This window comes from Pseudomonas sp. S2_H01, from assembly GCF_054668305.1.
In genome coordinates this window covers 1291398-1316428 of the sequence record NZ_CP162756.1, presented here as the reverse complement: position 1 = coordinate 1316428, position 25031 = coordinate 1291398, and the positions used below count along the sequence as shown (strand labels likewise).

General features: G+C 59.3%; 13 protein-coding genes and 2 rRNA genes. 8 read left to right on the top strand and 7 right to left on the bottom strand.

What is annotated here, in order from left to right; translation table 11 throughout:
- Nucleotides 1–168 precede the first annotated feature (168 nt).
- The 5 genes from AB4N84_RS05830 to recD all read left to right on the top strand — a co-directional run bounded on the left by AB4N84_RS05830 (nucleotide 169) and on the right by recD (nucleotide 12699).
- A 23S ribosomal RNA gene (locus AB4N84_RS05830) occupies nucleotides 169–3061 on the top strand.
- Nucleotides 3062–3216: 155 nt separating this feature from the next.
- A 5S ribosomal RNA gene (rrf, locus tag AB4N84_RS05825) occupies nucleotides 3217–3332 on the top strand.
- A gap of 126 nt (nucleotides 3333–3458) precedes the next feature.
- Entirely contained in the window at nucleotides 3459–6920 is a 3462-nt protein-coding gene (recC, locus tag AB4N84_RS05820) for an exodeoxyribonuclease V subunit gamma (protein WP_460045568.1), read from the top strand.
- Nucleotides 6917–10615, top strand: coding sequence for an exodeoxyribonuclease V subunit beta (recB, locus tag AB4N84_RS05815; protein WP_460045566.1), 3699 nt, complete (start codon nucleotides 6917–6919; stop codon nucleotides 10613–10615). The genes recC and recB overlap by 4 nt, the downstream gene beginning before the upstream one ends.
- On the top strand, nucleotides 10612–12699 hold the full coding sequence (gene recD / locus AB4N84_RS05810; RefSeq protein WP_460045565.1) for an exodeoxyribonuclease V subunit alpha: 2088 nt from the start codon (nucleotides 10612–10614) through the stop codon (nucleotides 12697–12699). Before recB ends, recD begins: the two co-directional genes overlap by 4 nt.
- Nucleotides 12700–12869: 170 nt before the next feature.
- On the opposite strand, the gene AB4N84_RS05805 is transcribed toward recD, so the two are convergent.
- The 6 genes from AB4N84_RS05805 to AB4N84_RS05780 all read right to left on the bottom strand — a co-directional run bounded on the left by AB4N84_RS05805 (nucleotide 12870) and on the right by AB4N84_RS05780 (nucleotide 19069).
- Nucleotides 12870–13142, bottom strand: coding sequence for a Rho-binding antiterminator (locus AB4N84_RS05805; RefSeq protein ID WP_074756137.1), 273 nt, complete (start codon nucleotides 13140–13142; stop codon nucleotides 12870–12872).
- A 54-nt stretch (nucleotides 13143–13196) separates the two neighbouring features.
- A complete protein-coding gene (locus AB4N84_RS05800) occupies nucleotides 13197–14747 on the bottom strand; it encodes an amino acid ABC transporter permease/ATP-binding protein (protein ID WP_460045563.1) in 1551 nt (516 codons plus the stop codon).
- A 225-nt stretch (nucleotides 14748–14972) separates the two neighbouring features.
- On the bottom strand, nucleotides 14973–15773 hold the full coding sequence (locus tag AB4N84_RS05795) for an ABC transporter substrate-binding protein (RefSeq protein WP_074756178.1): 801 nt from the start codon (nucleotides 15771–15773) through the stop codon (nucleotides 14973–14975).
- 59 nt (nucleotides 15774–15832) lie between these two features.
- Nucleotides 15833–16897: an isopenicillin N synthase family dioxygenase gene (locus AB4N84_RS05790; protein ID WP_074756133.1), complete on the bottom strand. Its 1065-nt coding sequence runs from the start codon at nucleotides 16895–16897 to the stop codon at nucleotides 15833–15835.
- 13 nt (nucleotides 16898–16910) lie between these two features.
- The gene (locus AB4N84_RS05785; RefSeq protein WP_460045561.1) at nucleotides 16911–17762 is read right to left on the bottom strand and encodes a sugar phosphate isomerase/epimerase family protein; all 852 of its coding nucleotides are present in this window, start codon (nucleotides 17760–17762) and stop codon (nucleotides 16911–16913) included.
- Nucleotides 17763–18121: 359 nt separating this feature from the next.
- Nucleotides 18122–19069, bottom strand: coding sequence for a LysR family transcriptional regulator (locus AB4N84_RS05780; RefSeq protein ID WP_460045560.1), 948 nt, complete (start codon nucleotides 19067–19069; stop codon nucleotides 18122–18124).
- A gap of 313 nt (nucleotides 19070–19382) precedes the next feature.
- Here AB4N84_RS05780 and AB4N84_RS05775 point away from each other — a divergent pair, with 313 nt between their 5' ends.
- The 3 genes from AB4N84_RS05775 to mmsB all read left to right on the top strand — a co-directional run bounded on the left by AB4N84_RS05775 (nucleotide 19383) and on the right by mmsB (nucleotide 23368).
- Nucleotides 19383–20711: an MFS transporter gene (locus AB4N84_RS05775; RefSeq protein ID WP_074756127.1), complete on the top strand. Its 1329-nt coding sequence runs from the start codon at nucleotides 19383–19385 to the stop codon at nucleotides 20709–20711.
- 57 nt (nucleotides 20712–20768) lie between these two features.
- Complete coding sequence (locus tag AB4N84_RS05770) at nucleotides 20769–22295, top strand: CoA-acylating methylmalonate-semialdehyde dehydrogenase (protein ID WP_460045558.1); 1527 nt, start codon at nucleotides 20769–20771, stop codon at nucleotides 22293–22295.
- A 185-nt stretch (nucleotides 22296–22480) separates the two neighbouring features.
- The gene (gene mmsB / locus AB4N84_RS05765; RefSeq protein WP_074756125.1) at nucleotides 22481–23368 is read left to right on the top strand and encodes a 3-hydroxyisobutyrate dehydrogenase; all 888 of its coding nucleotides are present in this window, start codon (nucleotides 22481–22483) and stop codon (nucleotides 23366–23368) included.
- Nucleotides 23369–23494: 126 nt separating this feature from the next.
- Here mmsB and argH read toward each other — a convergent pair whose 3' ends face one another.
- Nucleotides 23495–24925 carry an argininosuccinate lyase gene (argH, locus tag AB4N84_RS05760; protein ID WP_460045556.1) on the bottom strand — a complete coding sequence of 477 codons (1431 nt, stop codon included), beginning with the start codon at nucleotides 24923–24925 and terminating at the stop codon, nucleotides 23495–23497.
- Nucleotides 24926–25031: the final 106 nt, after the last annotated feature.

Below are 25031 nucleotides of genomic sequence, written 5' to 3'. Positions count from 1 at the left end.
ATTTCTGATCTTTGTCAGAATCGTTCTTTAAAAATTTGGGTATGTGATAGAAAGATAGACTGGATGGCACTTTCACTGGTGTTCATTCAGGCTAAGGTAAAGTTTGTGAAATGCAAACTTTCGGCGAATGTCGTCTTCACAGTATAACCAGATTGCTTGGGGTTATATGGTCAAGTGAAGAAGCGCATACGGTGGATGCCTTGGCAGTCAGAGGCGATGAAAGACGTGGTAGCCTGCGAAAAGCTTCGGGGAGTCGGCAAACAGACTGTGATCCGGAGATGTCTGAATGGGGGAACCCAGCTGTCATAAGACAGTTATCTTACGCTGAATACATAGGCGTAAGAGGCGAACCAGGGGAACTGAAACATCTAAGTACCCTGAGGAAAAGAAATCAACCGAGATTCCCTTAGTAGTGGCGAGCGAACGGGGACCAGCCCTTAAGTTGATTTGAGATTAGCGGAACGCTCTGGAAAGTGCGGCCATAGTGGGTGATAGCCCTGTACGCGAAAATCTCTTGTCAATGAAATCGAGTAGGACGGGGCACGAGAAACCTTGTCTGAACATGGGGGGACCATCCTCCAAGGCTAAATACTACTGACTGACCGATAGTGAACCAGTACCGTGAGGGAAAGGCGAAAAGAACCGCGGAGAGCGGAGTGAAATAGATCCTGAAACCGTATGCGTACAAGCAGTGGGAGCCCACTTTGTTGGGTGACTGCGTACCTTTTGTATAATGGGTCAGCGACTTATTTTCAGTGGCGAGCTTAACCGAATAGGGGAGGCGTAGCGAAAGCGAGTCTTAATAGGGCGTCTAGTCGCTGGGAATAGACCCGAAACCGGGCGATCTATCCATGGGCAGGTTGAAGGTTAGGTAACACTGACTGGAGGACCGAACCGACTACCGTTGAAAAGTTAGCGGATGACCTGTGGATCGGAGTGAAAGGCTAATCAAGCTCGGAGATAGCTGGTTCTCCTCGAAAGCTATTTAGGTAGCGCCTCATGTATCACTGTAGGGGGTAGAGCACTGTTTCGGCTAGGGGGTCATCCCGACTTACCAAACCGATGCAAACTCCGAATACCTACAAGTGCCGAGCATGGGAGACACACGGCGGGTGCTAACGTCCGTCGTGAAAAGGGAAACAACCCAGACCGTCAGCTAAGGTCCCAAAGTCATGGTTAAGTGGGAAACGATGTGGGAAGGCTTAGACAGCTAGGAGGTTGGCTTAGAAGCAGCCACCCTTTAAAGAAAGCGTAATAGCTCACTAGTCGAGTCGGCCTGCGCGGAAGATGTAACGGGGCTCAAACCATGCACCGAAGCTACGGGTATCATCTTTTGATGATGCGGTAGAGGAGCGTTCTGTAAGCCTGTGAAGGTGAGTTGAGAAGCTTGCTGGAGGTATCAGAAGTGCGAATGCTGACATGAGTAACGACAATGGGTGTGAAAAACACCCACGCCGAAAGACCAAGGTTTCCTGCGCAACGTTAATCGACGCAGGGTTAGTCGGTCCCTAAGGCGAGGCTGAAAAGCGTAGTCGATGGAAAACAGGTTAATATTCCTGTACTTCTGGTTATTGCGATGGAGGGACGGAGAAGGCTAGGCCAGCCTGGCGTTGGTTGTCCAGGTTTAAGGTGGTAGGCTGGAATCTTAGGTAAATCCGGGATTCTAAGGCCGAGAGCTGATGACGAGTGTTCTTTAGAACACGAAGTGGTTGATGCCATGCTTCCAAGAAAAGCTTCTAAGCTTCAGGTAACCAGGAACCGTACCCCAAACCGACACAGGTGGTTGGGTAGAGAATACCAAGGCGCTTGAGAGAACTCGGGTGAAGGAACTAGGCAAAATGGCACCGTAACTTCGGGAGAAGGTGCGCCGGTGAGGGTGAAGGACTTGCTCCGTAAGCTCATGCCGGTCGAAGATACCAGGCCGCTGCGACTGTTTATTAAAAACACAGCACTCTGCAAACACGAAAGTGGACGTATAGGGTGTGACGCCTGCCCGGTGCCGGAAGGTTAATTGATGGGGTTAGCTAACGCGAAGCTCTTGATCGAAGCCCCGGTAAACGGCGGCCGTAACTATAACGGTCCTAAGGTAGCGAAATTCCTTGTCGGGTAAGTTCCGACCTGCACGAATGGCGTAACGATGGCGGCGCTGTCTCCACCCGAGACTCAGTGAAATTGAAATCGCTGTGAAGATGCAGTGTATCCGCGGCTAGACGGAAAGACCCCGTGAACCTTTACTATAGCTTTGCACTGGACTTTGAATTTGCTTGTGTAGGATAGGTGGGAGGCTTTGAAGCGTGGACGCCAGTTCGCGTGGAGCCATCCTTGAAATACCACCCTGGCAACTTTGAGGTTCTAACTCAGGTCCGTTATCCGGATCGAGGACAGTGTATGGTGGGTAGTTTGACTGGGGCGGTCTCCTCCTAAAGAGTAACGGAGGAGTACGAAGGTGCGCTCAGACCGGTCGGAAATCGGTCGTAGAGTATAAAGGCAAAAGCGCGCTTGACTGCGAGACAGACACGTCGAGCAGGTACGAAAGTAGGTCTTAGTGATCCGGTGGTTCTGTATGGAAGGGCCATCGCTCAACGGATAAAAGGTACTCCGGGGATAACAGGCTGATACCGCCCAAGAGTTCATATCGACGGCGGTGTTTGGCACCTCGATGTCGGCTCATCACATCCTGGGGCTGAAGCCGGTCCCAAGGGTATGGCTGTTCGCCATTTAAAGTGGTACGCGAGCTGGGTTTAGAACGTCGTGAGACAGTTCGGTCCCTATCTGCCGTGGACGTTTGAGATTTGAGAGGGGCTGCTCCTAGTACGAGAGGACCGGAGTGGACGAACCTCTGGTGTTCCGGTTGTCACGCCAGTGGCATTGCCGGGTAGCTATGTTCGGAAAAGATAACCGCTGAAAGCATCTAAGCGGGAAACTTGCCTCAAGATGAGATCTCACTGGAACCTTGAGTTCCCTGAAGGGCCGTCGAAGACTACGACGTTGATAGGTTGGGTGTGTAAGCGCTGTGAGGCGTTGAGCTAACCAATACTAATTGCCCGTGAGGCTTGACCATATAACACCCAAGCAATCTGCGACTCGATGAGCACAGATTGCGGTGACTGTGAAGACGACACGCACCGAAAGTTTGCAGGACACAGGCAAGACACCTGATCACATACCCGATTTGCTGAAGCGAGGCCTTACGGTCACGAGTCAGTACCCGAATTTCTTGACGACCATAGAGCGTTGGAACCACCTGATCCCATCCCGAACTCAGCAGTGAAACGATGCATCGCCGATGGTAGTGTGGGGTTTCCCCATGTGAGAGTAGGTCATCGTCAAGATTAAATTCCAAAACCCCATTTGCGAAAGCAGATGGGGTTTTGTTTTTGCGCCCGGAAAAGGCCGAACTGCAACAGCGCGACGCCCTCTGTTAGTCTTCTCCCTCTTCAAACGCCAAGGAAGCAGCTATGCCGGTGACATCCCATCTCAATCCCGGGTTCATGGTGGTTCATGGCAATCGCCTGGATGAGCTGCGCAGCCTTGTCGTGTCGTGGATGCGGCGCTATCCGCTTACACCGCTGGAGAATGAAGTGGCTCTGGTGCAGAGCAATGGCATCGCTCAGTGGTTAAAGCTTGCCTTGGCTGAGGATGCGCAGGAGGACGACCTGGGCGGGTGCGGTATCGCTGCTGCGATCGATGTACAGCTTCCCGGCAGTTTTATGTGGCAGCTTTATCGTGCGGTGCTGGGTAAGGATGAGATTCCGGAAACCTCGCTGCTCGATAAGGCCCCGCTGACTTGGCGCCTGATGCGGCTGCTGCCCGCGCTCATCGACCTGCCCCACTTCGAACCTCTTCAGCGCTTTCTAACGGCCGACGCGGATCTGCGCAAACGCTATCAACTGTCCGAGCGTTTGGCGGACCTGTTTGACCAATATCAGGTCTATCGCGCTGACTGGCTGGAAGACTGGGCCGCTGGCAGGCATCAACTGAGGAACGTCCGAGGGGAAATCAAACCCCTCAAGGCTGAGAACTGCTGGCAGGCCGAGTTATGGCGTGCGCTGCTGCATGACGTCGGTGCCGAAGGCATGGCCCAGAGTCGTGCCGGTGTCCATCAGCGCTATATCGAGTGTATCAACAGCCTGACCGAGGCCCCTGTCGGACTGCCGGCGCGGGTCATCGTATTCGGCATCTCCTCGCTCCCGGCGCAAGCATTGGAAGCCCTCGCAGGACTGGCTCGCTTCAGCCAGGTGCTGTTGTGTGTGCACAATCCGTGTCGCCATCACTGGGCCGACATCGTCGCGGATAAAGATTTGCTGCGCCACGAATACAAGCGTCAATCGCGCAAGGCCGGCATGCCCGTTGTGCTGAATCCGGACGCCTTGCATCAGCATGCGCACCCGCTGCTTGCCGCGTGGGGCAAGCAGGGGCGCGATTACATCAATTTGCTCGACAGCCACGACGACCCCAACAGTTATCGCGCTATTTTCCGCGACGGCCGGATCGATCTGTTCAGCGAAAGCGACCCGCACACGATCCTCAATCAATTGCAGGACGACATCCTCGAATTGCGCCCCCTCGGAGAGACCCGCGAACGATGGCCGGCGGTGGATACCAAGACAGATCGATCAATCCGCTTCCATGTCGCCCACAGCGCGCAACGCGAAGTGGAAGTGCTGCACGATCAATTGCTCGCACGATTTAGCAAGGATCCGGATCTGCGTCCGCGGGATGTCATCGTCATGGTCCCGGACATCGACAGCTACGCGCCTCACATTCGCGCCGTGTTTGGTCAACTGGATCGTGATGATCGTCGCTTCATCCCGTTCACGCTGGCCGACCAGGGTCAGCGTGGCCGCGATCCTTTATTGATCGCTGTCGAACATCTGCTGAAGATTCCAGACAGCCGTTTTCCAGTCAGTGAAATCCTCGACCTTCTGGACGTTCCGGCGTTGCGTGCCCGATTTGGGATTAATGAGCGCGACCTGCCCACCCTGCATCGCTGGATCGAAGGTGCAGGTGTGCGTTGGGGGCTCAATGCCAAGCAGCGAGAAGGGCTGGGGCTGCCGGAGGCGCTGGAGCAGAACAGCTGGCATTTCGGTTTACGCCGCATGCTCCTCGGTTACGCGGTGGGTGCAGGCATTGCCTATGAGGGCATTGAGCCCTACGACGAGATCGGTGGGCTGGATGCTGCGCTGATCGGTCCACTGGTTGCGTTGATCGATGCGCTGCAGATCGCTCACAACGAACTCTCGCAACCCGCTACGCCACCGGTATGGGGCACGCGTCTGCAGGCGCTCATGCAGTTGTTCTTTGCCGCAGAAAGCGAGCACGATGATTACCTCTTGGGTCAGCTGGAAACGCTGCGTGAAACCTGGCTGGAAACTTGCGAGAAGGTGGGCTTGCTTGACGAGCTGCCACTGACGGTTGTCCGCGAAGCCTGGCTCGCCGGACTGGACCAAGGACGTCTCTCGCAGCGATTTCTGGCGGGTTCAGTCAACTTCTGCACGCTGATGCCGATGCGTGCGATTCCCTTCAAGCTCGTCTGCTTGTTGGGCATGAATGACGGCGATTATCCGCGCGCGCAGCCGCCGCTGGATTTCGACTTGATGGGCAGCGATTACCGTCCCGGTGATCGTTCTCGTCGTGAGGACGATCGCTACCTGTTGCTCGAAGCGCTGCTTTCCGCGCGTGATCAGCTGTACATCAGTTGGGTCGGGCGCAGCATTCGTGACAACTCCGAGCGTCCCGCGTCTGTGCTGATCGGTCAGCTACGCGATCACCTGTCCAGCGGTTGGCGGCTCGCTGACGCCGTTGAGCCAGAAGACGAAAAAAAGCGCGACCCTGGCCAACAGCTGCTGCACAAGCTCACGCTCGAGCACCCGTTGCAGCCTTTCAGTGCGAAGTATTTTCAGGAGAGTCTGGAGTTCTTCAGCTTTGCTCATGAGTGGCAGGCTCTGCATGAGACGGCCCCACTCGCCGAGCTCGAAAAAGATCTGGAAGCGCACAGCAGCAGTGAAATGCTCAGCCTCAAACAGCTGCAGGATTTCCTGCGCAGTCCGGTGAAGTATTTCTTCAGCCAGCGGTTGAAAATATTCTTTGAAGCAGCAGAGCAGCCGTTGGCGCAAGAGGAGCCCTTCGTGCTGGATCAACTGCAGCTTTATCAAGCCAGCGACAGTCTTCTGCAGGCTGCGCTGACCCATTTGGATGATGTTGACGAGGCGATGCACGCACAGGCAGCTCGCTTGCAGTCAAGCGGTTTGCTACCCATGGCTGGTTTTGGCACGGCGTTACAGCGTGAGTTGATCGATCCATTGCCTGAAGTGCTTCAGCGATACATTGAGCTGCGCGAGCGCTGGCCGCAGCCCCTGAACAGTGCCTTGTCGCTGAGCTTCGTGCATGACGATTCCGGCGTCAGTGACTGGCTGGAGGGCGTGTGCCAAGACAGTGACGGGGGATTGCTGAGTGTCACGACAATTCCCAACACGATCGCCGCTGGAAGATCCCGCAAATGGCATCGGCTGGTCAAACCTTGGGTCACCCATGTGGTGGCATGCGCATGCGGTCTGCGCTTGACCAGTGCCATGGTCGCCAAGGATCAGACGCTATTGTTGCCTCCGCTGGAAACGCCTGTTGCCAGTGAGATCTTGATTACGATGCTCCAGGCATACCAACAAGGCATGCAAAAGCCGTTGCCTGTGGCATTGAGGACCGCATTCGCCGCGCTGGAAAAGGCTGATCCGGTCAAGGCGTATGAGGGTGACGATTTCACACATAAAGGTGAGCGCGAGGAGACCGCTCTCGCTCGGCAGTATCCTGATTTCAGCGCACTGACTGAAAGTGGTGAGTTTTTCCACTGGTGCGATTTGCTTTACAAACCGCTGCTGGAAGCGCCTTGGCAGTCAATAACCCGCAAGGAGGCTGAAGCATGAGCACCCTACAACAGCCTCTGGCGCTGAGTTTTCCGCTCAAGGGCAGTCAGTTGATCGAGGCCAGCGCCGGGACCGGCAAGACCTTCACCATTTCGGCGCTGTACTTGCGGCTGGTGCTGGGTCACGGCAGCGAGCTGTCAGGTTTCGGGCGGGAGCTGCTGCCCCCACAGATACTCGTGGTGACATTTACCGAGGCCGCCACCCAAGAGCTTCGCGACCGTATTCGCTCGCGCTTGGCCGAGGCTGCGCGTTTCTTCCGGGAGGAAATCGCGGCGCCTGACGGATTGATTGCAGACCTGCGCAATGAGTTTGCCCGTGAGCAGTGGCACGCATGCGCAAGTCGGTTGGACATCGCTGCTCAGTGGATGGACGAAGCCGCAGTTTCGACTATTCATGCATGGTGTCAGCGTATGTTGCGTGAACACGCGTTCGACAGCGGCAGCCTGTTCACTCAAACGCTGGAAACCGACCACGGCGACCTGCTCAGTGAGGTCTTGCGCGACTATTGGCGCAAGTTCTGCTACCCCCTCAGTGGTGACACGCTGAACTGGATTCGCGAAAACTGGCGCGGGCCTGACGCTTTGCTGCCCAAAGTGCGCAGTTTGTTCGGCACCGAAAGGCCACTGCAGACCGAGTCGCTGGACGAGTTGATTGAGCATGCTATCGAGCAGCGCCTTGAGGCGCTTGAGGCCCTGAAGTCGCCGTGGCGCAAGTGGGTGGGAGAACTGCTTGCCATTTGCCAGGATGCCACCCAGCGTAAAGCTGTTCACGGTAACAAGTTACGTGCGGCGAACTACACCGCATGGTTCGAAAAAATCACCGCTTGGGCGAATGACCCCGCACAAGAGGCGCTTGATATTGGTGCGGGTTTCACACGATTGACGCCGGACGGAGTGGCTGATGCCTGGCACGACGCTCCTCCGTCGCACCCCGCCTTCGACGCAATGCTGATCCTTAAGGACGCACTGGAAAGTTTGCCGACCCCCGATGCCGCAGCGCTCGAACATGCTGCGCAGTGGGTGAGCGTCCGCTTCGAGGAAGAAAAGCGGCGTCGCGCGGAAATGGGTTTTGATGACATGTTGTTACGCCTTGATGCGGCACTGTGCAGCGCGGGCGGTGAGCGTCTGGCAACGCTGATTCGCGAACAATTTCCGGTTGCCCTGATTGACGAATTTCAAGACACCGACCCTGTGCAGTACCGAATCTTCGACAGCATTTATCGTCTGCACGCCAATGACCCTAGCACTGGCCTCTTTTTGATTGGCGATCCCAAACAAGCCATCTACGCCTTTCGGGGGGCGGACATCTACACCTATCTGCGCGCCCGGCACGCAACCCAAGGGCGTTTGCATACGCTCGGCACCAACTTTCGCTCTAGCGAAGCGATGGTCGAGGCGGTCAATCATGTGTTTGAGCGTGCGGAAGTTCGGGCTGCTGGCCAGGGGGCCTTCCTGTTCAGGCGTGGGGGCGATAATCCTGTGCCGTTCTTGCGAGTGGCTGCGCAAGGTCGTAAGGAGCGGCTGGAGGTCGATGGGTCAGCACTGGCGGCATTAAACGTATGGCACCTGGAGACTGACGAACCGGTGTCTGCGGAGGTCTATCGCGAACAGATGGCAGCTGCGTGTGCCAGCGAGATCGTGCGGTTGCTCAATGCTGGTCAGCAGAGCCGAGCGGGCTTTGCCAAGTCGGATGAACCGCTGTTGGGCCTGTTGCCTGCGGATATAGCGGTTCTGGTCCGCGACGGTCATGAAGCTCAGGCGATTCGTAATCAACTGTCACGACGGGGCGTACGCAGCATGTACCTTTCCGACAAGGACTCGGTATTCGCTGCCCGTGAAGCTCATGATGTTCTTGCGTGGCTCAAGGCCTGTGCCGAGCCTGATTCGGAGCGCATGCTGCGTGCCGCCTTGGCCAGCATTACGTTGGCCCTGCCCTTGAGCGAGCTGGAGCGGTTGAACCTTGATGAGCTGGCCTGGGAGCAACGGGTCATGCAGTTTCGGGAGTACCGGCGAGTCTGGCGAACACAGGGTGTGCTGCCGATGCTGCGACGGCTGCTACACGACTTCAAGCTTCCCCAGCGACTCATGTGCCGCAGCGATGGCGAACGGGCGCTGACCAATTTGCTGCATCTCTCGGAACTGATGCAGCAAGCGGCCGCAGAGCTGGACGGCGAACAGGCATTGATCCGTCACTTGGGGGAGCATCTGGCGTTGTCAGGCCAGGCGGGCGATGAGCAGATCGTGCGCCTGGAAAGTGATGAACAACTGGTCAAAGTGGTGACCATCCACAAGTCTAAAGGACTGGAATATCCACTGGTTTTCTTGCCCTTCATTTGCTCGTTCAAACCTGTCGATGGCAGCAGGCTGCCGTTGCACTTTCATGACGCCGAAGGCAATGCGCAGATTAGTCTCAACGCAACGACAGCATTGATAGAGCAATCTGACGATGAGCGTCTGGCCGAAGATTTGCGTCTGTTTTACGTGGCGGTGACGCGCGCGCGACATGCTTGCTGGCTGGGCGTTGCCGACCTCAAGCGTGGCCGCAACAAAGCGTCCGTGTTGCATCGCTCGGCGCTGGGGTATCTGCTGGGCGGTGGCTTGCCGGTAGGGGCCGATGGCACTTTATCTGATTGGCTGACACAACTGGCGAACGGCGCGTCTGCGCTGGCCGTCGAGCCTTTGCCGCACGCGGGGGACGAATTGTTCACCGCACCCCGCAGCGAAGCTGCGTTGAGCAAGCCGCGCATGCCACGGCGCAGCGCCCGGGAAAACTGGTGGATCGCCTCCTACAGCGCGCTGCGCATTGGTGACACGATCACTGACAGCGGCGATCAGTCGCCCGACAGTCCGCAAGCTCAAAAGCTGTTTGACGATGAACGCCTGGACCCTGAAGCGCCTCGTGAAGTCATGGCCAGTGGCGGTGATATCCATCGGTTTCCACGTGGGCCGAATCCCGGCACCTTCCTTCACGGTTTGCTGGAATGGGCGGGAGAAAAGGGCTTCGCGCTGGCATCGGGACACCCGCAGGCGCTGGAAAAAGTCGTTGCCCAGCGCTGCAACCGACGTGACTGGAAAGGCTGGATCAACACCCTGACGGACTGGCTTCGGCATCTGCTGGTCATGCCGTTACGCCTCGGCGCTGACGTTCCACCGGTTGCCTTGAGCGCACTGGATCAACCGAACCAGTACCGCGTCGAGATGGAGTTCTGGTTCGCCTGTTCCAGAGTCGACGTGGCGCAAATGGACGCGCTGGTGCGTCGCTACACGCACAACGGCGCGCCGCGAGCCGCCGCGGAAACCGTTTCGCTCAATGGCATGTTCAAGGGTTTTATCGACCTGACGTTCGAGCATGAAGGTCGCTATTACGTGGCCGATTACAAATCCAACTGGCTGGGTGTCGACGACGATGCCTACACCGAGCAAGCGATGGAAAACGCAATTCTGGATAACCGCTACGACCTGCAATACGTGCTTTACCTGCTGGCGTTGCATCGCCAGCTCAAGGCGCGTCTGGTTGATTATGACTACGACCGGCACATGGGCGGTGCGGTATATCTGTTCGTGCGTGGCAGTCGCGCAGCGAGCCAGGGCGCGTGGTTCACCCGTCCGCCTCGCGCGCTGATCGAAAGTCTTGATTTGCTGTTCCAGGGCCGTCCGTTGATCGAGGAAGAAGCGCCGTCAGGAGAGCTCGCATGAATCGCACCTTTGCTCATTTACTCCCTACGCCGCTGGACGCCGAAAGCCTCGCCGAGCTCAAGCCCCTGAGCCGTGTGGACGATCTGCTGTTGCTGCTCGAACGTTGGGTCGAGCGCGGCTGGTTGCGTGCACTGGACAAGGCCTTCGTCGGGTTTCTGGCCGATCTTGATCCCACCGCTGACTCGCTGGTATTGCTCGCGGCCGCGCTGACCAGCCATCAGCTCGGTCACGGCCACGTGTGTCTCGACTTCTATGAGACCCTGAAAGAACCGGACTTCGCCCTGTCGCTGCCACCGGAGGGCGATCTGTTGTCGACCCCGATGTTGCTGCCCTCGGCGTTGCTCAAGGCGCTGGACGGCGCGACCTGGTGCAAGGCGCTGGCAGACAGCACGCTGGTTGCCCAGGCAGGCGACAACAGCGCTGTGGCGGCCGAGAAGCCCTTGGTGTTGTCGGACCGACGCCTGTACCTGCGTCGTTACTGGACCTACGAGCGCAGCATCGATGCCGCACTGCATCGCCGGCTGTCGCAGGTCGAGGCAGCCCCAAGTGATCTGGCAGAGCGGCTGGAGGCGCTGTTCGGTCCGGCCAGCGCCGCCCCCGATGCGTTGATCGATTGGCAAAAGCTTGCCTGTGCACTGGCAACACGCGGTGCGTTCAGCATCATCACCGGCGGACCGGGCACGGGGAAAACCACCACGGTGGTGCGCCTGTTGGCGCTGCTGCAATCACCTGCGGTCGAGCGCGGTAAACCGCTGCGTATTCGGCTGGCGGCACCCACGGGTAAAGCCGCAGCGAGGCTGACCGAATCCATCAGTCACCAAGTGCAATCGCTGCAGGTGCCTGAGGACGTGCGCCAGAAAATCCCCAGTGAAGTGACCACCGTGCACCGCCTGCTGGGCAGTCGTCCGGGCACGCGGCATTTCCGTCATCACGCGGGGAATCCGTTGCCGCTCGATGTATTGGTGGTGGACGAAGCCTCGATGATCGACCTGGAAATGATGGCCAATCTGCTGGATGCCCTGCCGCCCCATGCGCGCATGGTGCTGCTCGGCGACAAGGACCAACTGGCGTCAGTGGAAGCCGGTGCCGTGCTGGGTGATCTGTGCCGTGATGCGGAGGCGGGGATGTACAGCCCGCAGACCCAGGCCTGGCTCGAGTCGGTCAGCGGTGAGGACTTGAGCAAGAGCGGTTTGCAGCCGGGCGATAACGTCAAGCATGCGCTGGCGCAGCAGGTGGTGATGCTGCGTCATTCCCGACGCTTCGTGGCCGGCAGCGGCATTGGTCAGCTGGCGAAGTTGGTCAACCAGCAGCAGGATCGGGAAGCGCGTGAGTTGTTGGCGGCGCGTACGTATCCGGACCTGTTTGCGTTGTCGCTCAAGGGCGAGCAGGACCGTGCCTTGTCGCGCCTTGTGCTCGACGGCCACGGCAACGGGCCTCAAGGCTACCGGCATTACCTCGGCGTGATGCGGGCGCGCCGGCCGCAGGATGTGATGTCCATTGACGATCCACGGTGCGTCGAGTGGGCGCGAGAAGTGTTGAACGCGTTCGATGAATTCCAGCTGCTGTGTGCCGTGCGCAAAGGGCCGTGGGGCGTCGAAGGCCTGAACCAGCGCATGACTCAGACGCTGTTCGCCGCGCAACTGATCGAGAGCGATCAGCAATGGTACGAAGGCCGCCCGGTCTTGATGACCCGCAACGATTACGGCCTGGGGTTGATGAACGGCGACATCGGCATTGCCCTGCGGTTGCCGGAGGGTACGCCTGAGGAAAACCGCCAGGCCCTGCGTGTCGCGTTCCCGCGCAATGACGGCAGCGGCGGGGTGCGTTTTGTGTTGCCAAGCCGACTCAATGATGTGGAGACGGTGTACGCCATGACCGTGCACAAATCACAGGGCTCGGAGTTCGCGCACACGGCGTTGATCCTGCCCGAAGCGCTCAATCCGGTGTTGACCAAGGAGTTGATCTACACCGGCATCACGCGGGCCAAGCACTGGTTCAGCCTGATCGAGCCGCGTCAGGGCGTGTTCGAAGAGGCGCTGCGTCGCAAGGTCAAACGCCTGAGCGGGTTGATGCTGGAGTTGTGAGGCACGACCGTCGATGTTGCCACATGGTTTTAAACCGATGCAGTCCTGTCTGTGGGAGCGAATTCATTCGCGATAGATTTTCCTGGCGCTGAAGATGGTTTGCCTGTGCCGGCCAATCGCGAATGAATTCGCTTCCACAGGGATAAGGTGTCTGGACGTGACTCGGTCACTCACGTCGCGCAGAACGAATTCCCCAACTCCACTCGACCGAAACTGGCGCCTTCATCGAGCGGGGTGATGGCGGCCAGTTGATCCAGTCGCACGTCCTCAATGCCATCGGCGAATTGCAGGAATTCCTCTTTGCTCGGCGCGGTGCGGGTGGTGAGGGGTTTGCCTTCGAAGGTCTGGCCGTCGACCAGTTCCACCTTCAATCGATAGCCATGCATGCAGGCGATTTCGACGTAGTCGTAGAGATCGCAATTGAGCGGTTGATAACGGTCCATTTCTGACTCCCGAGCGGCGTGAAGCGACTGTGATGGTCGCTTCACGATAGCCGCTCAGGCTTCTTTGCGCACCGGCTCCTGCTGAGTGACCCCATGATCGAGCCCCATGAATTTGCGCACACGATCGCCACATTGATCGGCGAGGATGGTCTGTGGCGAAGCGTCGACCTGTACCACGCCGTTTTCCATGAAGATGACCCGGTCGGAAATCGACAGCGCGAAGTCCATTTCGTGGGTGACGATCAGCATGGTCATGCCTTCTTTCGCCAGATCGCCGATCACCTTGAGCACATCGCCGACCAGCTCCGGGTCAAGGGCCGAGGTCGGTTCGTCGAACAGCATGATCTGAGGGTCCATCGCCAATGCCCGGGCGATGGCGACGCGTTGCTGCTGGCCACCGGACAATTGATGCGGGTATTTCTGCGCGTGCGCCAGCAGGCCGACCTTGTCGAGCAGGGCATAGCCGCGCTGTTCGCTGATGGCTTTGTCGCGCCCGTGGTAGCGAGGTGCGAGCGTCACGTTGTCGAGGATGGTGCGATGGGGGAACAGGTTGAAGTTCTGGAACACCATGCCGATGCGCTGCACACCCCGACGAATCTGCGGTGCGTTCGGGCTGTCGCCAGCGTGAATAAAGCCTTCGCCGAAGAGAATGATCTCGCCCTTGTCGATGCTTTCCAGGCTGTTCACGGTGCGGATCAGCGAGGTCTTGCCCGAGCCAGACGGACCAATGATGGAAATCACCTGGCCCACGTTGACGTCCAGATTGATGCCTTTGAGCACTTCATGCTGACCGTAGCTTTTGTGGATGTTGAGCAGTTGCAGGGCGGGCGCCGAGCCAGGGCCTGACTCGGCACGCTGAGCAGTGGAAGGCTGCGCCACGAGCGTTGCGCGCAAGCGGGTCAACGCGGTGTCATCCAGGGTTTGTGGCTTGCGGTTGTTCAGTTCCAGGTGCTGCTCAAGCCAGTGAAACAGCCAGCCGAACACGGTGACGATCATCACGTAGTACACGGCCACGGCGGACAGCGTTTCCATGACCAAAAAGTTCTGCGCGTAGAGGCGCTGGCCGACTGTAAGCAGTTCGGTCAGCGAGATCACCGACACCAGCGAGGTGAGTTTGACGACGGTGATGTATTCGTTGATCAGGGTCGGGAGCGAGATACGAAACGCCTGAGGAATCACGATCAGACGCTGCATGCCAATCAGCCCGACGCCGAGCGCACGGCCCGCTTCCTTCTGCCCTTTGGCGACCGAAATCAGACCGCCACGGTGGATCTCGGCCATGTACGCCGCTTCCGTGACGACCAGCGCGAGCAGGCCGGAGTAGAAGGGGTTGGACAGCACATCACGGGTGATCGGGAACATCTGCGGCAGGTTGTAGGTGAACACCACCAGCACCAGCAGCGGGACGCTACGGAAGAACCAGATATAAATCGACGCAGGCACGCTGATCCAGCGCGCGGTCGAGAGCTTGGCCGAGGCCAGCAGGAAACCCAGCAACATGCCGATGAACCAGCCCAGCGCACTGAGCTCGATCACGGTGATGCACGATTCCCAGAAGTCCGAGACCGAAAACAGAGAAAAAAAGTAGGACCATTCGAATTGCATACACATACCTCAGCGGGGCGAAACCCTGCGGCAAACCTCTATCAACGCGGTCCCCTGTAGGAGCGTGGCTTGTCCCGCGATCGGCGACATAGTCGTCGTAAATCCGATGAACGCGGTGTGTCAGTCATACGGCGCTGGCTGATCTTACGACTGCTTCGCAGCCGATCGCGGGACAAGCCACGCTCCTACAGGAATGGGCGTCGAGTCAGAACGCCCATCATTCACTCAGTTACCCGGCTCTTCCAGGTTGTACTTTTTCAGCAGCGCTGCGTACTCACCGGATTTCTTGGTTTCGTCGAAGGCCTTGAGCAGCGCCTGATACAGCTCGTCGTTACCCTTCTTCACGTAGATGCCCAGAGTCTGCTGGTAGATCGAGTGCTCGGTACTCACCACCACACGGCCTTTGGTGCGTTCGGCGATCATGCCCGCAGCGCCGTCGATTTCCACTTGCGCCTGAACGTTGCCGGACAGCAGCGCCTGGGTCACTTCAGGGGCCGACGGGAATTCGCTGACCGAGATCGCGCCCTTGTTGTTCGGCACGCAGTACTCGGTGGACAGCTTGTTGAACTGGGCGACCCACGTGGTACCTTTTTCCAGGCCGACCTTTAGGCCGCAGAGGTCTTCTGGCACCTTGGGTTTAATCGTGCTGTCTTTGAGGACCATGATCGCCGCGCCCGTCTTGGCATATGCGATGGTCTGGGCCTGGGTCTGACGCTCAGGCGTGATGTACATGCCCGAGATAATGGCGTCGTAGTGACCGGCGTTCAGGCTCAGGATCAGGCTGGAAAACTTGGTGTCGACGAATTCGGCCTTCAGGTCCATGTGCTTGGCCAGCAGGCGCGACAGGTCCGGGTCGGAACCGACGACGTTTTTCTTCTCGTCATAGGATTCGAACGGTGGATAGGTGATTTCCATCCCGACCTTGAACTGGCCAGGCGTGACGGTGGCGGCGTGGGCAAAAGTGGCGCCGAGCACGGCGGCGGCAAGAACGGTCAAGCGGACAGCAGTGTTCACAGTGTTGCGCATCGTCGGTGACTCCACGTCAGGAAGGTAAGGCACGGTGTGTTTGGACATCTTCTCGAGCATCAGGACGCGTCCTGTGCCTGGTTCTTCAAGTGGCCGAAGCTCGATGGCTTGCGCGCCTTCTCGTACAGCTTGAGCTCGCCGCTCTCGACCTTGCGCCGCAGGTACTGATACGTCTGCAGGGCCTGGCCGAACATGTGTTCGCCGATGGTGATCGCTTCGTATTCCTTGCTGCCATTGTCAAACTGCGGAAGCGGCTTGATCTGGGTGTGGAAATCGCAGGCGAAGAACAACGGGAATGAATAACGCTCTTCGCTGACGGTGCGTACCCGGTGAGCCGTAGCAACGAACGTACCAGCGGTCATGACCTCCAGCATGTCGCCGATGTTGACCACGAATGCGCCTTCCACCGGAGGGGCATCGATCCATTGGCCCAGATCGTTCATCACCTCAAGGCCGGGTTTGTCGGCCAGCAGCATGGTGAAGCACTCGTAATCGGTGTGTGCACCAATACCGGGCGCATCCTGCGCGGCGCCATCGAAGGGGTAGTGGATCAGGCGCAGCTTGGACGGCGGACGGGTGACCATCGCCTCGAAATAGCCTTCTTCCAGGCCCAAAGCCAGTGCGAAGCCGTCGAACAGGCGACGACCCAGCGCAAATACGGCGGCGTAATACGCTTCCACCGCCGGACGAAAACCCGGCAGGTCGGGCCATTCGTTGGCACCGATCAACGGCGTTTTGGCGATCACCAGCGGGTCTTCGTCACCCACCTCGAAGCCGATGTCGAAGGCTTCCTTGTGATCCGGCTTGCCTTTGGCATAGACCTCTTCGCCCTCGGGCACGAAGCCTTTGTGGCTGCGCGAGGTGCCGATGTAATGCTGCATCTTGTACTCGAGTGACTGAGCGAACAGGTCCTTGGCGGCCTGGCGCAACCCGTCGATCAACGCTTGTTCGATGCCGTGATTCTTGACGTACAGAAAGCCCACTTCACGTGCGGCTTTGCCCAGTTCGTTGGCCACGGCCTGTCGGTGGGCGATGTCGGTGCTGAACAGACCGGCGATGTCGACCACCGGAATGCTGTTGAAGTTGGCGACCTTCGGTGTCGCCGCTTGAGACTGATCGGGCATGGCGAAACGCTCCTTATCGGCTTGTTGTATGGGTGAAGCGCTGAAAATGTTCACGTTCGGTTTTGCCCATCCACACGTTCAGCGACCACAGATCGGCCACGGGCACGTCGGTGAAGGGGAGGTGATGCAGATAGCCGTCGGCGCCGAATTCCGGGGTCAGGGTGGTGACCGGGTAACCGCGCGCCTGCTGGGATGTCCAGATGGCTTCCCAGTGCTGCTGATGGAAGGCCAGCTCCCTGGCGCGCTCGGGCCCGGCGGGGTGCGGGACTTGCGGGCCCTGGTCGTAGCCGACACGGGCCTGAATGTGGTGAACGCGCTCGACGAACGCACTGAGGTCGTCTTCGGGGTCGTTGAGCAGGCGCTCGCAGGTGACAACCCAGTGGCTGATGTCGCTGGTGAAACGCAGGTCCGGCAACTGACGGATCAGCTCCAGCGTGACCCACGGGTTGAACAGCGAACGGGCGCGGTGGGTTTCGAAGGTCACCATTTGCCCGTGCTTGCGCGCCAGCTCCAAGGCCTGGCCGAAGAAATCGACCTGTTGCGGCAACAGCCAGCGATCATTACCGGCCAGCACGTTGACGAAACGCGGGTTCAACTCAGTGGACCAGGCGAGTTTCTTTTCCAGATCGGTGAGGTGCTCGGCGGTGGTCGCCGATTGTTCGGGCAGGACGTCGTAGGCGGTGAACACCGTGGCGATGTAAGGCAGGTGGTTGGCGCGCAGGAAGGCGCCGAACTCGGCACGCTCGACGGGCGTCAGCGGCAGACGCGCTTCCATGCCGTCGAACCCGGCTTCCAGCAGCTCGTCCAGTGCCTGGGCCTTGCTGGCGGTGTAGCCCCACATCGTGCGGAAGATTTCCAGTTTCATCGAGCGTCCTCAAAGATTGCGTCTTGCGGCTGACACATGACATAGCTTCGCCACGGCGCGAGCCGAAACGGGTTACAGCGGCAGTCACATCAGAAAAAGGCAATCTTCGGGCCGGGTCTCTACTGGACGGGCTCCTTTATTGAAGCCGATCTTAGGTTCGCCCGATGAACGGAAAGAATAGGAAACCTCAAATGCATAGTTCAGAGATTTCTAAACTATGGTGGCGAGGTGCGATCTAGACCTGCTGTGATCTTGTAGGAGCGTGGCTTGTCCCGCGATCTGCCGCGCAGCGGCAGTAAAATCAGTCACCTTGGCTGTGTCGGGCAGACCGCGGGACAAGCCACGCTCCTACAGGATGATCAGTCGACAAACGTCATCACCTTGCTTTCACCCAACAAAAACGCCTGATTGGCCTCCGTCGTCTCGCGGATGTAATCCCACAACAAGGTAATCCGCTTGAGCTTGCGCAGGTCCTCCCGGCAGTACATCCAGAACTGCCGCGTAATATTCACCTCGGTTTCCAGCACCGGCAGCAACCGTGAATCCTGTGCGGCCAGAAAACACGGCAGGATCGCCAGGGCGCGACCTTGCAGGGCAGCGACGTATTGGGCGATAACGCTGGTGCTGCGCAGCGTCGCGTGGGCGCCGGGGAGCAGGTTGCTCAGGTACAAAAGCTCCGAGCTGAACGCCAGGTCGTCGACGTAGCTGATGAAGGGATGATCGACCAGATCGTCGACGTGGGTGATCGGCGCATGGTTGTCCAGGTATTCCTGCGTTGCGTACAGCCGCAGGTTGTAGTCGCACAGTTTGCAGCAGACGTACGGCCCATGTTCCGGCCGCTCGAGGGCGATGACGATATCGGCTTCGCGCTTGGACAGGCTGATGAAGTGCGGCAATGGCAGGATGTCCACCGAAATGGCCGGGTAGGTGTCGGTGAAATGGCTCAGTTGCGGGGTGATGAAGAAGCTGCCGAACCCTTCGGTGCAGCCCATTCGCACGTGACCCGACAACGCGACACCGGAGCCGGAGACCTGCTCGCAGGCGATGTGCAACGTGCTTTCGATGGACTCCGCCGAGCCCAGCAGGCGTTGACCTTCGGCGGTAAGCACAAAGCCGTTGTTGCGCGACTTTTCAAACAGCAGTGTGCCCAGTGATGCCTCCAGCGAACTGATCCGCCGCGACACGGTGGTGTAATCCACCGCCAGCCGCTTGGCCGCCAGACTGGCCTTGCGCGTGCGGGCTACTTCAAGAAAAAACTTCAGGTCATCCCAGTTCAAAGCGCTCAGGGATGTGATGTTTTTTTGCATGTTGAACCTGCTTTTATGTGCGTTCTTATTAGAAGTTTGCACATCTATACTCCGAAGCATGGCGCAATCCAACGTGTCGTACTGCAAGAATTTCGAGCGTGATGGATACCCAGTGGGAGCCGGCTTGGTGCGGGCCGCGTTCGGACGAATGCGGTGGCTCCGTCAACATCGATGTATCTGACATGAGGCTTTCGCCAGCAAGCCGGCTCCCACCGGGATCGTGAACACATTCAAGAGAGGCTAACGCGATTTAGAACCGCAGCACCCCACATCGCATAACACCCTGCACAACAATAAATAAGCGGAGGAGTTTATGAAGAACGCTATAACGGCGCACGCTGGTGCACCCGACGCCCGCGCGACCAGCAAAGTCAAATCCTACCGGCTCGCCGGTGCTGCGAGCATGGCGGGCACGACCATCGAGTGGTACGACTTTTTCCTCTACGGCACGGCTGCCGCACTGATCTTCAACAAAATCTTCTTTCCCGCGCTGGACCCGATCATCGGTGTGCTGGCGGCGTTCGCCACCTATGCCGTGGGGTTTCTCGGTCGGCCTTTGGGCGGGATCGTGTTCGGCCACTTTGGCGACCGGATCGGTCGCAAATCCATGCTCCTGTTCACCCTCATGCTCATGGGGATTCCGACCATCATCATCGGCCTGATTCCCACGTATCAGCAGATCGGCTATTGGGCGGCGGTGATCTTGGTGGCGATGCGGTTTTTGCAGGGCATGGCCGTCGGCGGCGAGTGGGGCGGGGCGGTATTGATGGCGGTCGAGCATGCGCCCGAAGGCAAGAAAGGCTTCTACGGCAGCCTGCCGCAAACCGGTGTCGGCGCAGGTTTGGTGCTGGCGTCGCTGGCGATGGCCATGGTCGCAAAATTGCCCGAAGAAGACATGCTCAGTTGGGGCTGGCGCATTCCGTTTCTGGCCAGCGTCGTGCTGCTGGGGGTGGGTTGGCTGATCCGATTGAAAGTCCCGGAATCGCCTGATTTCGAGAAGCTGAAAAAGGACAACGTCGCGGTCAAAGTCCCGCTGTTCAAGGTCTTGCGCGATCACCCCAGAGAGACCCTGACGATCATTGGCGCCCGCACGGCCGAGAACGCCTGGTTCTATATGTCGGTGACGTTCGCCCTGGCCTATGCCGCCAACCAGTTGCAGATCCCGCGCGCCGATGTGCTGGGCGCTATAACAGCGGGTGCTGCGCTGTCGCTGGTGACCATGCCGCTGTGCGGGCACATCTCCGACCGGGTTGGGCAGAAGCGCCTGTATTTCGTGGGCCTGTTGCTGCTGTGCGCGTTCGTTTACCCCTTCTTCGCCATGCTCGGCACCCGCGACCCGGTCTTGGTCTGGTGGGCGATGGTGCTCGCGGTGGGCGTGGTGTTCCCGATCCTGTATGCGCCCGAATCGCTGCTCTTCGCCCGGCAATTCCCGGCAGAAATCCGCTACAGCGGCATCTCGGTCTCGGTGCAACTGGCGGGCGTGCTGGGCGGTGGTTTCGCGCCGATGATCGCCACGCAACTGCTGGCCATGGGCGGCGGCAACCCGCACTACGTGATCGTTTACCTGATTGGCATGGCGCTGATTGCGTTGGTCTGCACGGCGCTGATGAAGCGCGATCCGGCGAGACACCACGCGGGCTGAACATTGAATCCCCGGCGCGCCCTCGCAGCCGCGCCGCTTCGAATGGAGAACATCGAAATGAACGTCTCACTGAACAAAAACACCACCACAGTGGCCCACGTCAAACTGTTGATCGATGGCGAGTGGGAGGAATCGCAGACCCGCGAGTGGCTGGACGTGATCAACCCCGCGACTCAGGAGGTGCTGGCCAAGGTCCCGTTCGCGACCACCGCCGAAGTCGACGCCGCCGTTGCCGCCGCTCAAAGGGCCTTCAAGACCTGGCGTGACACGCCGATTGGCGCGCGCATGCGCATCATGCTCAAGCTGCAGGCATTGATTCGTGAACACTCCAAACGCATCGCCGTGGTCCTCAGTGCCGAGCAGGGCAAGACCATTGCCGACGCTGAAGGCGATATTTTCCGGGGCCTGGAAGTGGTCGAGCACGCGTGCTCCATCGGCACCCTGCAAATGGGCGAGTTCGCCGAGAATGTGGCGGGTGGCGTCGACACTTACACATTGCGTCAGCCCATCGGCGTTTGCGCGGGCATCACGCCGTTCAACTTCCCGGCGATGATTCCGCTGTGGATGTTCCCGATGGCCATCGCCTGTGGCAACACCTTCGTGCTCAAACCCTCCGAGCAAGACCCGATGTCGACCATGCTGTTGGTGGAACTCGCCGTCGAGGCGGGCGTGCCGGCGGGTGTGCTGAACGTGGTGCATGGCGGCAAGGACGTGGTCGATGCCATCTGCACCCACAAGGACATCAAGGCCGTATCCTTCGTCGGTTCCACCGCAGTGGGCACCCATGTCTATGATCTCGCCGGCAAGCACGGCAAGCGCGTGCAATCGATGATGGGTGCCAAGAACCACGCGGTGGTCCTGCCCGATGCCAATCGCGAGCAGACGCTCAACGCCTTGGTTGGCGCCGGGTTTGGCGCGGCCGGTCAGCGTTGCATGGCGACCTCGGTGGTGGTGATGGTCGGCGCATCGAAGCAGTGGATTCCAGACCTGAAGGCGTTGGCGCAGAAGCTCACGGTCAACGCAGGTAACGAGCCGGGCACCGATGTCGGGCCGGTCATTTCCAAGCGCGCCAAACAGCGAATTCTCGACCTGATCGAAAGCGGCGTGAAAGAAGGGGCAACGCTCGAACTGGACGGGCGCGGGATCAAGGTGGCAGGTTACGAGGAGGGCAACTTCGTCGGCCCGACCCTGTTTACCGGCGTCACGACCCGGATGCAGATCTACACTCAGGAAATCTTTGGGCCGGTGCTGGTGGTGCTGGAGGTGGACACGCTGGATCAGGCGATCGAACTGGTCAACGCCAACCCGTTTGGTAATGGTGTGGGACTGTTTACCCAGAGCGGGGCGGCGGCGCGAAAATTCCAGAACGAAATCGACATCGGCCAGGTGGGCATCAACATCCCGATTCCGGTGCCGGTTCCGTTTTTCAGCTTCACCGGTTCGCGCGGCTCCAAGCTCGGCGACCTGGGGCCTTACGGCAAACAGGTGGTGCAGTTCTACACTCAGACCAAGACGGTCACCAGCCGCTGGTTCGATGACGACAGCGTGAATGACGGGGTGAACACGACGATCAATTTGCGTTGATGAGACTCGCGGGCGTGCAGTACGTGTAGGAGCGCGCTTGCCCGCCAATGGACATGACAGGCGATAGAGATGTAGCGGGTCTGGATACCCATCGCGGGCAAGGTGGACCGCCACCCCGGTCGCTCATACAAGGAATCGCCTGTTTCCAAGCTCCCGTGGTTTGAATCTGAAAAAGGGAAAACACCATGAAAATCGCATTCATCGGCTTGGGCAATATGGGCGCGCCCATGGCGCGGAATTTGATCCGGGCCGGTCATCAGTTGCACCTGTTCGACCTCAACACACAGGTGCTCGCCGAGCTGGCGGAGCTCGGCAGCCGGATCAGCGAATCGCCCAAACACGCCGTGGAAGGTGCGGAACTGGTAATCACCATGTTGCCCGCCGCTGCCCATGTGCGTGCGGTTTACCTGAATGAAGACGGCGTGCTGGCCGGGATAACGCCCGGCGTGCCGGCCGTGGATTGCAGCACCATCGACCCGCAAACCATTCGTGACGTGGCCGCTGCGGCGGCTCAAAAAGGGGTGGTGGTCGGCGACGCGCCGGTGTCTGGCGGAACGGGTGGCGCACAGGCCGGGACGCTGACGTTCATGGTCGGCGCGAGCCTTGAGCACTTCACGGTGCTCAGACCGATCCTCGCGCAGATGGGGCGCAACATCGTCCATTGCGGTGATGTCGGTACGGGACAGATCGCCAAGATCTGCAACAACATGCTCCTGGGGATTTCCATGATCGGTGTCGCTGAGGCCATGGCATTGGGTGACCGCCTGGGGATCGACACGGCGATTCTGGCGAACATCATCAACAGTTCGACCGGCCGTTGCTGGAGCTCGGAAATGTACAACCCGTGGCCGGGCATCGTCGAAACCGCACCCGCGTCGCGCGGGTATACCGGAGGGTTTGGCGCCGAGCTGATGCTTAAGGATCTGGGGCTGGCGACCGAGGCCGCACGGGTGGCGCATCAGCCGGTGGTCATGGGCGCCGTGGCGCAACAGCTGTATCAGGCGATGAGTTTGCGTGGTGACGGCGGCAAGGATTTCTCGGCGGTGGTTGAGGGGTATCGGAAGAAGGAATAGGCGCACGACCCAAGTGTAGGAGCGCGCTTGCCCGCGATTGCGTTCGTCCAGCCACCTAAATGTCGGCTGACACACTGCAATCGCGGGCAAGCGTGCTCCTACAAAAAAGGTCACATCGAATTGCGCTTATCCACCCCGAGGGCCGTTGTAGTCATTGGCCCACTGCTCTTGCGCCACCATCTGCTGCTTGAACCGCGCGATCTGCTCGACCACGCGAACAGGCGCGGTCCCGCCCCAACCGCTTCGGGCAGCCAGTGCGGCGTCCAGCGTCAGGCTTTCCAGCACCTCAGGCGTCAAGCGCGCGTCGGTCTGCGCCAGCATGGCCGGTGTCAACTCTTCCAGCCCGATGTCCTGCGCTTCGCACAGTTGCACCAATTGCCCGGTGATCTCGTGGGCTTCCTTGAACGGCACGCCGCGCACGGCCAGCCAGTCAGCGACCTCGGTGGCGAGGGTGAAACCCAACGGGGCCTGACGCAGCAGTTCGTCGGTGCGTACGGTCATGGTCTGGACCATGCCGGCAAAGGCGGGCAGCACCAGATTCAGCGTGTCCATCGCATCGAAAATGGCGTGTTTGTCTTCGCTCAGGTCGCGGTTATACGACAGCGGTTGCGCCTTGAGCACCGACAGAATGGCCGTCAGCGAACCGATCAAACGACCGGACTTGCCCCGCGCCAGCTCGGCGATGTCGGGGTTTTTCTTTTGCGGCATGATCGAGCTGCCGGTGGCGTAGGCGTCATCGAGTTCGACCCAGCGGAACTGGCGCGAGGTCCACAGGCAGAACTCCTCGGCCATGCGCGAAATGTTGATGCCCAGCATGCTGGCGCAGAACAGGAATTCGGCCACGTGATCGCGGCTGGCCACGGCATCGATGGAGTTCTCGCACGGACCGGCATAACCCAGTTCAGCGGCTGAGCTTTGCAGGTCCCGTGCAATGGCCGAACCGGCCATTGCCGCCGCGCCCAAGGGCGAGAGGTTGAAGCGATTGTCCCAATCCTGCAAACGCTGGATGTCACGATGAATCGCTTGTGCGTGCGCCATCAGGTGATGGGCGAAGACGATGGGCTGGGCCTGTTGCAGGTGGGTGAAACCGGGCGCGACGGTGTTGATGTGCTGCTCGGCCTGACCCACCAGGGCCTTTTGCAGATCGAGAATCGACAGCGTCAGAACACGAATCTGATCGCGCAGAAACAGGCGCATGTCGTTGGCGGTCTGGTCGTTGCGTGAACGACCGGCGCGCAGCTTGCCGCCCAACGCGCCCAGGCGTTCGGTCAACAGGCGCTCGATAAAGGTGTGAGCGTCTTCGTCCGCCGGAATGGGGTGAACCTTGCCTGCGGCAAAATCTTCGTCGATCGACTGCAGCGCTGCGATGATGCGCCGGGTTTCGTCGGCATCCAGCAGGCCGGCCCGCTCAAGCTCATGGGCGTGCGCCTTGCACCCCGCGACGTCATAAGGCGTCATGCGGAAATAGATAGCGGGCGAGCGTGACAGGTTGGCCATCGCTGGCGCAGGACCGGATTTGAAACGCGCCCCCCACAGACGCTCAGTTGCATCAGACATGTGCAGTTCCCTTCGTATACGTGGATTGCTGGCGAACCAGGCGTCGACGACGTCGAAGGATCCTAGGAAAAACCGCCCCGAGGGGAAATGTTTCAAATGGCAAGTG